This is a genomic window from Variovorax sp. KBS0712 (assembly GCF_006323185.2).
Classification (GTDB): Bacteria; Pseudomonadota; Gammaproteobacteria; order Burkholderiales; family Burkholderiaceae_C; genus Variovorax; species Variovorax boronicumulans.
Window position 1 is genome coordinate 1,134,059 of sequence record NZ_VCCD02000001.1, and the last position, 13,575, is coordinate 1,147,633.

Consider the following 13,575-nt stretch of genomic DNA (forward strand, 5'->3'; position numbering starts at 1 on the left):
ACCGGCACCGTCTTCACGCTGTGGGTGAAGAACCATGACGTGATCGACGCGACCTACAACCTTGCCGCCAGCCAGACGACCGGTTTCCCGGGCACGCTGCCGGCAGGCTGGACGGTCAAGTTCGTGGCGGCGGGCGGCACCTGTGCATCGCCGACCATCCCGAGCGTCGCGGTCATCGCTGGCGGGCAAAGCGAGATCGCGGCCTGCGTCACGCCGCCTTCCTCGCAAGCCGCCGTCACTGCGGTGAAGATCTACTTCAAGGTGCAATCCACTGCGGTGGCCTCGACCGGCGGCATCGCGTCCGACGTCAAGACCGACGCCGTGACGGTGACCTCGACGGCCCTCCAGCTGGGCGCTTCGCTCACGCCGAACAACAACGGCCAGGTCGCACCCGGCGGCACCGTGGTGTATGCCCACACGCTGACCAACATCGGCGCCCAGAGCTGCGGCGCGTACACGCTGACAGCCAAGGTGCCTGCGGCAGATGAGGCGCAAGGCTGGACCACCACGGTCTACCTCGACGTCAACGGCGACGGACAGATCGATGCGGGTGACACGCCGGTGAACGGCCCGCAGGCAAGCCTGCCGGCCCGTGCGGCGCAGAAGCTGCTGGTGCGCGTGTTCGCGCCGGGTGGCGTGAGTGCGGGTGTCAGCAACACCACGACTGTGACGGCGACCTTCACCGATCCGGCCCCCAACTGCGGTGCGCCCTCGGCCACCGACATCACGGCCGTGATCACCGGCCAGATTCGCGTCCTCAAGACGCAGGCGGCCGACGCGACCTGTGACGGCGTGGCGGACACGGTCTTCAAGGCAGATTCGCTGCAGTTGAAGCCTGGTCAGTGCATCGTCTACCAGGTCGTTGCCACCAACGAAGGCGTCGTGCCAGTGACCAACATCGCCATCAACGACGCACTGCCGGCATACACCGTCCTGAGCGCGAAGCAGCCTGCATTGCAGTGCGAAGCCCCAGGCATTGGCGGTACGGCGCCGGCCTTTGCATCGACCGCCACCGCGGTGAGCTGCGGCAGCACGGCCAACACCGTGGCCCCGGGTGGAAAGGTCACGCTGACCTTCGCCGTGCAGATCAACCCCTGATCTGACATCGGCGCCGCCGACGGTCCCGTCAGGGCCGTCGGCTGTTTCCCGCGAGGCCCGGGTTCATCCCCGGTGCCTCGCCTGTTTCCCCTGCCGCTTTCACGCACATCGCTGCATGCAAGCCGTGCCTTGCCGGCCTTCGAGGCGGCAGAGGAAAGAGTTCTTCGACTGTTTGACGTGTCTCCCGCAGCGGGAGGTGCGAGGGAAGGTTCACCGCGTGCCATTTCTTCTTTCTTCTTCGCGTGCCGGCTTGCCTCGGTGGTGGGGCTGCGCGGCGCCTGCGCGCAGCGCGATGGCAGTCTTCGGCCTCGCACTTGCATTCGCCATGTTGTTCGCACCGGTCGCGCAAGCGGCGCCCGCTCCCGGCGGCGTCGTGATCCGCAGCATCGCGACGGGCACCTACGTCCCTGCCGGCCTCGGGCACAGCGAGACGGCCATCTCCAATGCCGTGACCGCCAGCGTGCTGCCCGTGGAGGCGCTGTCGCTCACGCAGGACCAGCGCGTGAACCGCCCGCCCGGCACCGTCGTCACGCTGAGCCACCTGCTCACCAACACCGGCAACGTGGCTTCGCGCTACACCCTGGGGCTCGTCAACGACGGCGCGGGGTGCCCGGCCGACGGGCTCGACCTGTCAGTGTTGCGCGTGGCGCGCGACGCCAACCACAACGGCGTCGTCGACGCCTCCGATCTCGTGCTGCTGCCCGGTGCCGCCAGCACGCTCGCGCTGGAGCCGGGCCAGACGGCCGAACTGCTGGTGCAGGGCACCATTCCCGCCGCGGCCAGCGGCAGTGCCTGCGTGGTGCTGAGCGCGACCACCGCCCTGCAGGGCGCGAGCGCGAGCAATCGCGACACGGTGGACGTGGGCAGCGTCGCCGTGCTCGCGCTGGTCAAGTCGGCCAGCCATGCGGGGGCCGTCGTGCCCGGCAGCACGCGCATCGACTTCAGCATCTCGGGCACCAACACCGGCGCGCGCGACGCGCAGCCCGGCGGCGCGGCCGCGCCCACCGGCACGCAGGTGCTGGTCAACGGCAGCCCGCGCAGCCTGCTGCTGCTGCGCGACCTCGTGCCCACCGGCACGCGCTACCTGCCTGGCAGCCTGCAGAGCACGGCGGCCGGCGCGGTGCGCCTGTTCCGCATGCCCGGCGACGCCGACTTCAGCTACCGCACCGCCGAAGACGGCGCGGCGATCGAAGTGGCCATCGGCGTGCCCACAGCCCTCGCGCGCAATGCCTCCATCGCCATGCAGTTCGCGGTGCAGGTCAAGGCCGATCACACCGGCGATATCCGCAACACCGCGCACAGCCAGTACAACGACGGCGTCGCGCCCGCCGCGTCGCCGTCGAACACGGTGGTGATCGCGATGGCGCCGCCGCAAGGCCAGGGCCGCATCGGCGTCGCCAAGGCCGCCTCCACGCCGCGCATGCACCGCGGCGCGGACGGCCAACCCGACGGCACGGCCACCGTCACCTTCGACGTCCACGTGCGCAACTACGGCACGACCGCGCTGCACGGCGTGCAGCTGGCCGACGTGCTCGAAGGGCAGGGCGCCGCGCAGTTCGGCACCCGCACGACCGCCGCGGTGCCGGGCGCGCGCCAGTACGCCGTGGTGCCCGGAACCTTGTCCATCGTCGGCGGTCCGGGCAACGGCGTGGCGGGCACGGTGGCGGCGGTCAACGCCGCGTTCAACGGCACGGTCTCCGCGCAGGACCTGCTCGCGCCCGGCGCGGTGCTGCCCGTGGGCGGCCAGTTCACGGTGCGTTTCGACGTGCGTTTCCACGTGTCGGGTCGCGCGGGCACGCTGCTCAACACCGTGCGCGCACAGGCCGCGCTCGCCGCCGGTGGCCCGCCTACCGTCTTCGACGACTCCGTCAACGGCAGCAACCCCGATGCCGACGGCGACGGCAACCCCGGCAACGACACCTCGCCCACGCCGGTGCAGCTGCAGCAGCCCGTGCTCTCGCTCGTGAAAAGCGTCTCGCAGCCGCGCCGCGTGGGAGAGGGCGTCTACGAACTCGACTACCGCTTCAAGGTCGGCAACACCGGCGCCGCCCCGGCCCCGAACGTGCGGGTGATCGACAACCTCGACTGCACCTTCGACATGGACAAGCCCGAGGGCCTCGTCGCCGCCTGGGAACTCGTTGGCGCGCCCAAGGTGCGCCACGGCGTGCTGCAGATCGCATCCGGCTTCACCGGCCGCGCCGCCTGCGACCGCGAGGCCGCCGCCAGCGCCGATCCCTTCAAGCTGCCGATGCAGGCGGCACTCGGCCTCACCGACGGCAGCCGCGCTCTCGCACCCGGCCAGAGCGAGGACATCGAATTCACCGTGCGCGTCACCCGCAAGCCTTCGAGCAACGGTGCCCGCGTGCCGTTCACCAACAAGGCCTGGGCCGCTGCGTTCGAGCAGAACACCGCCCCTGCGTCGTCGGCCGCGCTCGTCACCGCGAGCGCCAGCAGCGCGTCCTCCATGCTGGCCGACCCGCAGGGCGTGGTCTACAACGCCGTCACCCGCCAACCGGTGGCCGGCGCCGTCGTCACCTTCGCCCGCCAGTCGTGCAGCGACGGCGCCGCCCGGCCGATGGCCCTGGCCGAAGTGTTCGGCGGCGACAGCGGCGTCTACCGCGCCAACGCCGACGGCAGCCTTTCAATGACCACCGGCGCCGACGGCGGCTACCAGTTCTATTTCCTGTCGCCGCCGGTCACCGGCAGCTGCACCTATGCGCTGGGCGTGACGCCGCCCGCGGGCAGTGCCTACGCGGCGCCTTCGCAGCTCATCCCGGCCATGCCCGGCACCTTCGAGCGCTGCGGCGCCATCGTCCCGAACGCTGCGTCGCCGCAGGGGGCGGAGCCCACCACGCACCACTTCTCGCTCAAGGCCGGCTTCGAGCCCTCGGGCGCGGCCTGCGACGTGCTGCACAACCACATCCCGCTCGACCCGGGCAACGTGCTTGGCCTCGTGCTGCGCAAGGAAGGCAGCAAGCGCCAGGTCGAGTTCGGCGACTTCCTCGACTACGCACTCGTCGTCACCAACAAGACCGGCTTTCCCGTCACCGGCCTCAGCCTCTCCGACCAGTTGCCGCCGGGCTTCGCCTACGTGGCCGGCAGCGCGCGGCTCAACGGCACGGCCACGGCCGATCCCGTGGGCGGGGCCGGCCCCCGGCTGGTCTTCAACCAGCCAAGCCTCGCGCTCGGGGTCGACCAGTCCGCCACGGTGCGCTACCGCGTGCGCGTCGGCGTCGGCGCACCGACGAACGGCGACGCCGTCAACCGTGCCCGCGCCAGTTCCGGCCCCATGCAGTCGAACCTCGCCCAATGGACCGTGCGCGTCACCGGCGGCGTGTTCTCCGACGACGCCTTCCTCTTCGGCAAGGTCTACATGGACTGCCGGCGCGACGGCCGCCAGCAGGGCACCGACGAAATCGGCGTGCCCGGCGTGCGCCTGTACATGGAAGACGGCACGCACGTCATCACCGACGTCGAAGGCAAGTGGAGCCTGTACGGCCTCAAGCCCGTCACTCACGTGCTGCGGCTCGATGCCACCACGCTGCCCGTCGGTGCGCGGCTCGACGCGCTCGACAACCGCAATGCCGGGCGCCCCGAAAGCCGCTTCGTCGATCTCAAGAAGGGCGAATTCCACAAGGCCAACTTCGTCGTCGCCAACTGCGACGCGCCGACGGTGATGAGCGAGGTCATCGCGCGGCGCGAGGCCATCGCCGCCGTGCCCGACACCGAGGCCGACGCCCAGGTGCGCATGCGCCTGGACCCCGAAGGCCGGATCGTCCCCGTGGGCGACCGGCGCGCGCTGCCTGCCAGTGGCGAAGTACGCGCGGGCGGCAGCACTGGCACCAGCACCACGCAGGCCAGCTCGGCGCCACTGATCGCGATGCCCGCCGCACCCGCATCGCCCAGCAGCTTCATCGGCGGCGCGTCGGGCAGCCAGGGCAGCACGCTCGGCGCGGCGACCGGCGGCGCCGCGGCGGATGGCGCATCCCCCGTGGGCAGTCTTTTCTCCGGCATGCGCGTGTCCCGCGGTATTGCGCAGCCGACCGCCGCGGTGGCGCTGCCGCAAGCCGTCCCCAACCCCATCGATCTCGAAGCCCTGCTGCCCCGCATCGAAAGCAACGCCCTGGGCTTCATCGACCTGCGCGATGGCGACACCTTGCCCTCGACCTCGCTCAACGTGCGCGTCAAGGGCGAAGCCGGCCTGGCGCTGCGCCTGAGCGTCAACGGCCAGGGCGTCGAGGAGCGCCGCGTCGGCAAGAAGACCGAGCAGGCCAGCCGCCGGATCGGCGCCTGGGAATACATCGGCATCGTGCTGCGGCCCGGCGTCAACCGCCTCGTGCTCGAAGCTGTCGATCCGTTCGGCAACGTGCGCGGCGCAGCGCAGCAGATCAGCGTCACCGCGCCCGACAAGCTCGGCGCCATCCACATCGACGTGCCTGCCTCGGCGCAGGCCGATCTGCGCACGCCCGTCGTCGTGAAGGTGCGCCTGACCGACGCGGCCGGCGTGCCCGTGACCGCGCGCACGCAGCTCACGCTCGAGACCGACCGCGGCCGCTGGCTCGACGAAGACTTGAACCCCGCCGAGCCCGGCACCCAGGTCTTCATGGACGGTGGCGTGGCCGACTTCCGCCTGCTGCCGCCCGGCGAACCCGGCGATGCTCGCCTGCGCGTGACGGCCGCGAGCTTCACGAGCGAGGCGCGCCTGGCGCTGCTGCCCGAGCTGCGCCCCATGATCGGCGTGGGCATCGTCGAAGGCGTGCTCGACTTCACGAAGCGCGGCCAGGTGCCGCTGGGCGCGATGCCCGCGGGCGCGGCCTTCGAAGCCGAGCTGTCCGGCCTGGCCGACGAGGGCAACGACAAGCGCCGTGCCGCTGCGCGCGCTGCCTTCTTCTTCAAGGGCGCCGTCAAGGGCGACTACCTGCTCACCGCCGCCTACGATTCCGACAAGACCCGCAAGGACCGCCTGTTCCGCGACATCCGCCCCGACGAGTTCTACCCCGTGTACGGCGACTCGTCCGCGAAGGGCTTCGACGCCCAGAGCACGCAGAAGCTCTACGTGCGCATCGACAAGAACCGCTCCTACCTGCTGTACGGCGACTTCAGCACCGCCAGCAGCACCGAAGTGCGCAGCCTGAGCCAGGTCAGCCGCTCGCTCACCGGCCTCAAGCACGTCTACGACGACGGCGAGGTGCGCACCACCACGTATGCCTCGCGCACCGCGCAGACCCAGCAGGTCGAGGAGTTCCGCGCCGTCGGCACCTCGGGCCCGTACTACCTGGGCGCCAGGGGCGGCGAGTTCGTCGAGAACAGCGAGCAGGTCGAGATCGTCGTGCGCGACCGCAACCAGCCCGACCTCGTGCTGCAGCGCTCGACCGTGACGCGCTTCGTCGACTACACCGTCGAGCCGCTCACGCGCCGCCTGCTGTTCACGCGCGCCATCGCGTCGGTCGATGCGAACCTCAACCCGCAGTCCATCCGCGTCACCTACGAGGTCGATGCGGGCGGCCCCAAGTTCACCGTGGCCGGTGCCGACGTGCAGCTCAAGGTGGCCAAGAACCTGCAGGTCGGCGTGGTCGCGGCCATCGACGAGAACCCCGAGAACCGCCGCAAGCTCGGTGCCGTCACCGCCCTGGCGCGCCTGGGTGATCACACCACCGTCGCCGGCGAATGGGTGCAGACCGACTCCGACCGCAACGGCAAGGGCAGCGGCGCCCGCGTCGAGCTGCGCCACCAGGGCGAAGACCTGGCCGTGGCCGCGCTCGCGAGCAAGACCAGCACCGGCTTCGACAACCCCGGCGCGAGCTTCTCGGCCGGGCGCACCGAAGCCTCGGCGCGCGCCGAGTACCGGCTCGACGCCGCCACCGCGCTGCGCGGCGAACTGCTCTACGGCCAGGACGCCCTGCGCGAGGGCACCCGCCGCGGCATCACCGCCAGCGTGCAGAGAAAGTTCGGCGAGCAGCTCGTGGGCGAGTTCGGCCTGCGCCACGGCCACAACGGCACCGGCCTGGGCAGCGGCTCGGGCTTCGACTACGGCCAGGTCTCCACCTACAGCGGCAACCTCGGCAGCGGCGTGGCCGCCAACAACGTCACCGCGCTCGGTGCGGCGGTCAACGCCGGCACCCAGGCCAATGCCAACGACGACGACCTGACCACCGTGCGCGCCCGCCTGTCGGCGCAGGTGCCGGGCGTGCCGCAAGCCAACGTGTTCGTCGAGGGCGAGCAGGACATCCGCAAGTCCGACCGCCACGTGCTCGCCGTGGGCGGCAACTACGCCGTCACCGACAAGACGCGCCTGTACGGCCGCTACGAACTCGTCTCCAGCCTCTACGGGCCGTACGAGCTGAACGCGGGGCAGTCGAACAACGTGGGCATCCTGGGCATCGAGAGCGCCTACATGGAGGGCGGGCGCGTGTACAGCGAGTACCGCCTGGCCGACAGCCTCGACGGGCGCGCGGCACAGGCCGCCACGGGCGTGCGCAACACCTTCAGGGTCGACGACCACTGGCGCCTGACCGGCGGCATCGAGCACACGCGCCAGATCGGCGGGCTGCGCAACAGCGGCAACAACGGCACCGGCCACGCCAGCGGCCTGGCGGGCGACTCCACCGCCATCACCGGCGGCGTGGAATACACCGACGCGCGCATCAAGGCCAGCGGCATCCTCGAAGGCCGCCACGGCGACGACGCGGACACGCGCCTGTTCAGCGCGGGCTTCGGCTTCAAGATCGATCCGTCATGGAGCCTGCTGGCGCGCAGCGTGATGAGCGCCAGCGAAGGGCAGGGCGCCAACGCCGGCAACGCGCACCACCTCGCGCGCCACCAGATCGGCCTGGCCTACCGTCCGGTGGACACCGACAGCTGGAACGCGCTCATGCGCTATGAACGCGGTTCCGAGCGCGTCACCGGCACCGGCAGTTCGACCGGTGCGCTCGACGGCGCGAGCGTCTTCGGTGCGGGCAACGGCAGCGCAGCGCTGCCCGGGCGCACCAGCGCCGACATCGTCTCGGCCCACCTCAACTACAACCCGCGCCCCGGCACCGTCATCAACGGGCGCTACGCCGCCAAGTGGTCGCGCGCCGACGACGGCCTGCTGCGCAGCACCTACTGGGCGCACCTGCTGCAGGCGCGCTACACGCAAGACCTCAACGACAGCTGGGACCTGGGCGTGCAGGCCGGCCTGCTGCGCGGCAAGGGCGGCGGCCTGCAGAAGACCTTGGGCATCGAAGTCGGCTACCAGGTCATGAAGGACCTGTGGGTGTCGGCGGGCTACAACTTCGTGGGCCTGAAAGACCGCGACCTGGCGGCCAACGACTACACGAGCAAGGGCGCGTACATCCGGCTGCGTTTCAAGTTCGACGAGACGGCGCTGGGTGCCGCGTCGGCGGGCGCAGCAGCCCCCGTGAAAGACGAGCGGACCGATCGATGAAGTCGCGGAGGAATGGCCAATGAAAATGCAAAAAACTGATTCGATGCGCTGCGCGACGGCGCTTCGCTGCCTACCCGTGCGGACGCGTGCGATGGCGCTTGCAAAAGGCGTGGCGCACTTCTTTCATGCCTTGCGCGGCGTCGCCTTTCTGGCACTGACCTCGCTCCTGATCGGCACGCAGGCCACGGCTGCGGAGCTATGTATATGGAAGAGCGGAACCTACGGGGAAGTCGCTGTCACCACGGAGGGTGCATGCAGGGTGGAGGACAAGCGCGCATGGGGTACTTATCTCACGCTGGGAAAGTTCAACTCGTGGGAAGCATGCACGTTCAATTTTTCTGTGCCGGTGAAGAACCTGAGCATTCGAACTTACGTGCTCGACTGCGACCCAGCAATTGGGTGCGAGAAGATGGCGGTGTCCGTCAACGGAAACCACTATCCGTTCACTGCGGCGGAGGTCACGACGCCTATCTCCGATCTATCGGCCACAGAGTTTAGGGCCCTTGCGCCGGTAAAAATCGACGCAGACGGCAATCTTGAGGGGGCGGACCTCGCCACCTCGTTCGGTCGTGGGGCCTCTGCATGGGCCCTTATTTCGAGAACATCCGTGTCTTCCGTGACGCTCTCGCACGAGCCACTCTACGGTCAGCCGAATGGGTCGGACAACCTGGTGTGCTTCTTCGTGGAAAACCTCCCAGTTCCCCCATTGGCGCTCAAGAAGGAAGCCAGCGCGGCCCCATGGGTCGTCGGCCAGCCCGCCAGCTACACACTCACGCTGACGAACTCGAGTGGCACCGCGACCACTTCCGAAATGGTGGTGACCGACAACGTGCCGTCTTCGCTGACCATCGGCGACCTTCCCCCGTGGTGCAGCCGAGCGGCCCAGGCCGTCAGTTGCCTGGTGCCCGCAGGGCTCACATCGTCCGTGTCCTTCGTCATTCCGGTGACGCCCCTGCCTTCTGCCGTGCCCAGCGTGACCAACACGGCCACGGTATCGAGGGGGGGAGACGCCATGTGCAACGACATGGGGGCGTGCACGAGCACGGTGACCACGCCGGTGGTCCCTACGCCTCCGCCCGTCATCACCTCGACCAAGACGGTCAGCGCCAGCCCGCTGGGGGTGGGGGCGCCCAACCAGTTCTACGCTGTGCTCGTTACCGTGGCCAACGGCACGACCACGGCGCCGATCTCGGTGATGGACACCTTGCCGCCGGGTGTCACCCTGCGCGGGGCCCCGACATTGGTGGCGGGAACCACCACCGGCGTGCTGAGTGGTTGCCCGACCTCGGGATCGAACACGACCAACTGCAGCGTGGCGGCGGGCATCGCGCCCGGCACTTTCGAAATACGGATTCCTGTGAACGTCGCCGCATCGGCCGTGGGCCCCAACGGCGGCACGAACACGGTGAACCTCAGCGGCGGTGGCGACGCCGCCTGCACGACGGCGCCAGGACAGGCGTGCGATGCGACCACGCCGCCCACGCGCGTGGTACCACAGGCGACGCTGAAGCTCGAAAAGATGGCCGATGCGTCGGAGTTTCTTGTCGGCCTGCCGGCCAGCTACACGCTGAAACTGAGCAGCACCAATGCCGGGATGACGACGGCGAACACTGTCATCACTGACACCTTCCCAGTCTCCTTGACGATCGGCAAGCTGCCTTCGGGGTGCAGCAGGGTCGGGCAGGTCGTGACGTGCACGGTGCCTGCGGGCATGGCAACGTCCGCGTCGTTCGTCATTCCGGTGACGCCTCTGGCGGCTGCGATGCCGCGCGTGATCAACGCGGCAACGGCCGTGGGGGGGCGGGGACCCCGCGTGCAACGGTGTCGGTCCATGCGCGAGCACGACAATCACACCGGTTGCTGGGACGCGCATCCGGGGATTCAAGTATTCGAGGCCCCACCCATTGATTGTCGGGGCGCCGGGGCAGCTCTACCTGGTCGACGTCGTTGTGGATTTTGCTCCGACCACAGCGCCGCTCGTGCTCGAGGACGTCTTGCCCAAGGGCATCACACTGGCTGGACCGCCCGTGCTGGTCGCGATCAATACCACGGGTGTCCTGAGCGGTTGTTCCCCCGCCGGCTCCGTGGTCGTCCGCTGCAGCGTGGCTGCGGGTGTCATGCCCGGTAGCTTCTCTGTCGAGATTCCTGTGCACGTCGACGCCACGGCCGTCGGGCCGCTGGGTGGTACGAACTCCATCAACCTGAGCGGTGGTGGGGATCCGCTTTGCACCACCTTGCCGAACGAAGCGCTCTGCGATGACTCGACGGGGCCGGTCGCGGTCCTCCTGCCTCCGAAACTTCGCATCGTCAAGGAAGTGATCAGCGGTTCCGGCACCCATCGCTTCGACTTTGCGCTGTCGGGCCTGAGCGTGGCCCGCGACACCATCACGGTCAGCGCGCCGGGCCGGGGTATCGGTGCGCAGACGATCACCGGCAAGGTGGGCGTGCCGGTCACCATCACCGAAACGTCGCCTGCCGGCTGGCCCGTGAACCCGGTGAGCGCCAGCTGCCGCGACCTGAAGGACGTCATCGCGCCGTCGCCCATTCGCGGGGTGTCGGGTTCGAGCCCGGCCGCAGCGGCCGCGTCGGCGCCGCCGGTGGTGCTGGCCGGCAATGCGCTGAAGATTCCTGCCGAGTGGATGGTGGCCGGTGCGGACCTTGAATGCACCTTCGTCAACAGCGATGCGCATGCCGTCACCGGCCGCGTCTTCATCGACAACGGCCGCGGCGCGGGCGTGCCGAACGACGGTGTGGCCAACGGTGGCGAAGCGGGGCTCGCGGGCGTGCGGATGCGGCTCACCAACTGTGCGGCGGGCGTGTGGTCCACGGCCGTGACCGACGGCTCGGGCCACTACCGCCTGGAGCTGCCGTCGCAGCCTTCGTCGCCGTCCGAGGGCGATCCGGTGTGCGTCGAGGAGGTGACGCCGGCGGGTCATCTGTCCACGGGGGCGTCGGTCGGTGCCACGCCGCTGCCTTCCGGCACGGGCGTGGCCGTGGGCGGGCGGACCTACACCTACGCGCGCACCGCCGCAGGGGCGCCGGACCACATCGCCTTTGCATGGAACGATGCCCGGGCCGGCGAGCTGAACTTCGGCGACGTGGCTCTCAACCGCTTCGGCGCCGACAGCGCCCGCACCGGCTCGCCCGGCAGCAGCGTGAGCCACGCGCACACCTTCGTGGCGCAGACCGGCGGGACGGTGAGCTTCGGTGTGGCCGGCGCGGTGGCCACGCCGCCGATCGACGGCTGGAGCGCAAAAATCTACGAAGACCCGGGCTGCACCGGTGCCTTGCAGGCCGGCGCTACGGTGCTCTATCCGCCGGCGGTGCCCCGGCCCGTAATGACGGGGCAGAACCTTTGCGTGGTGGTGCAGGAGTTCATTCCGGCCGGCGCGCTCGCCGGCTACAACGACAAGCGTTCGGTGCAGGCGAGCTTCGTGTTCACGAACGCATCACCCGCGTTGAGCGCGAGCTACCTCGTGCTCGATACCACGACCGTGTCGAGCACGGCGCTGGAGCTCAAGAAGGAAGTGCGCAACCTGACGAAGAACGGCGACTTCGGGCTCAACAACGAAGCCAAGTCGGGCGAGACGCTCGAGTACCGCATCACCTACACCAACAACGGCGCGACGCCGATCAGCGGCCTGACGGTGAGCGACGTCACGCCGGTCTACACCAGCTTCGTCGCCTCGCAGGAAGGCGCGACCCCGGCGACGCTGACCGCATGCACGAAGCGCACACCGGCCAATGCATTGCCTGCGCCGGCCGTGGCGTGTGCAGCCGCCCAGGCGCCGGGCGGAACGGGTCCGCTGGACTGGAAGTTCACCGGACAACTCGCGCCCGGCGGCACGGGCAACGTGCGGTTCACGGTGACGGTGAACTGACGACTTGCGCGTCAGCAGGCGCGCAAGCTGCTGCTATCAGCAGCGTCCCTTTTTCGCCTGGCCGGGCGGGCAGTGGCCGCCGCCGCGGTGGTCGTCGTCATGGTCGTAGCGGTCGTGGTCATGGCGGCGGTGGTGGCGGTCTTCGCGGCGTTCCTCACGGCGCTCGGCGCGGCGCCAGTCGCCTTCGCGCCAGCGCCAGCCGCCGTCGGCGCGCACCCAGCCGCCCGGGGCGTAGGCGTAGTCGGGGCGGGCTGCCACGTAGTAGCCGGGACGCCATGCGTAGGCGCGGTCGTTCCACTGCCAATGGCCGGGCACCCAGACCTGGCCGCTGCGCGGCCGTGGCGCGGGTTCGTAGCGCGGTGCGGGTGGCGCGACCTGGATGAGGCCGGGCACGTTGATGTTGACGGACACCTGCGCCACGGCGGGCAAGGTGGCGGCGGCCACGGCGGCGGCCAGGAGAATTCTTGTGAGTTTCATCGTGATGCCCTTGATGGTTGTTATTTGTGAATGACTGAGCCCAAACAACGCCTGAGCGGCGCGTCGCGTGCACGGGTTTGCCCGGGGCAGGGCAGCACAAGTCATTAACAAAGAGGGAGTTTTGCACGCAGGGCGGGGCCTGCGTGTCGGACAGGCCCGCGAGCGGGTTGGCGGCGGCCGATGTGTGGCGCCAAAGCAAAAGGGCCGCAAAGCGAAAAGGCCCCCGCAAAGCGAAAAGGCCCGTTACCTTGTGAGTAACGGGCCTTCAGCAAATGGTGGCTCCTCGACCTGGGCTCGAACCAGGGACCTACGGATTAACAGTCCGGCGCTCTACCAACTGAGCTATCGAGGAACAAGCCTTCAATTATATTCAATGGAATCGCCGTTCTGAACGGCGACCCTCAATTTTTGCCAATCGAAGTGTGCGGGGCGATTTCTTTCCATCGCTTGGCACACGTCTTCGTTCGACGGTCGTCTCACAAATGAAAAGGCCCGCTACCTTGTGAGTAGCGGGCCTTCCAGAGGCCTTGCGGCTTTATTGTGGCTCCTCGACCTGGGCTCGAACCAGGGACCTACGGATTAACAGTCCGGCGCTCTACCAACTGAGCTATCGAGGAACAAGCCTTAGATTATAGCGTGATTTTTGGGGCTTCCAAAACAACGCGGCGCCGGCGCAACGAATTCGTGGCGACG

General features: G+C 69.2%; 5 protein-coding genes and 2 tRNA genes. 4 read left to right on the forward strand and 3 right to left on the reverse strand.

Going from position 1 to position 13,575, the window contains the following annotated elements:
- The first annotated feature begins 792 nt into the window (after positions 1 to 792).
- The 4 genes from FFI97_RS33870 to FFI97_RS05100 all read left to right on the forward strand — a co-directional run bounded on the left by FFI97_RS33870 (position 793) and on the right by FFI97_RS05100 (position 12,405).
- On the forward strand, positions 793 to 1,098 hold the full coding sequence (locus tag FFI97_RS33870) for a hypothetical protein (protein ID WP_260685019.1): 306 nt from the start codon (positions 793 to 795) through the stop codon (positions 1,096 to 1,098).
- A 325-nt stretch (positions 1,099 to 1,423) separates the two neighbouring features.
- Positions 1,424 to 8,524: a DUF11 domain-containing protein gene (locus tag FFI97_RS05090; protein WP_260684904.1), complete on the forward strand. Its 7,101-nt coding sequence runs from the start codon at positions 1,424 to 1,426 to the stop codon at positions 8,522 to 8,524.
- A 19-nt stretch (positions 8,525 to 8,543) separates the two neighbouring features.
- Entirely contained in the window at positions 8,544 to 10,652 is a 2,109-nt protein-coding gene (locus tag FFI97_RS05095) for a DUF11 domain-containing protein (RefSeq protein ID WP_139704173.1), read from the forward strand.
- A complete protein-coding gene (locus tag FFI97_RS05100; RefSeq protein WP_139704176.1) occupies positions 10,642 to 12,405 on the forward strand; it encodes a DUF11 domain-containing protein in 1,764 nt (587 codons plus the stop codon). The genes FFI97_RS05095 and FFI97_RS05100 overlap by 11 nt, the downstream gene beginning before the upstream one ends.
- A gap of 36 nt (positions 12,406 to 12,441) precedes the next feature.
- On the opposite strand, the gene FFI97_RS05105 is transcribed toward FFI97_RS05100, so the two are convergent.
- From FFI97_RS05105 to FFI97_RS05115, 3 genes are all read right to left on the reverse strand, one after another.
- Complete coding sequence (locus FFI97_RS05105; protein ID WP_062472450.1) at positions 12,442 to 12,882, reverse strand: YXWGXW repeat-containing protein; 441 nt, start codon at positions 12,880 to 12,882, stop codon at positions 12,442 to 12,444.
- A gap of 276 nt (positions 12,883 to 13,158) precedes the next feature.
- Positions 13,159 to 13,234: transfer RNA gene (locus tag FFI97_RS05110), tRNA-Asn, on the reverse strand.
- Positions 13,235 to 13,423: 189 nt separating this feature from the next.
- Positions 13,424 to 13,499 (reverse strand) — tRNA-Asn (locus FFI97_RS05115).
- Positions 13,500 to 13,575: the final 76 nt, after the last annotated feature.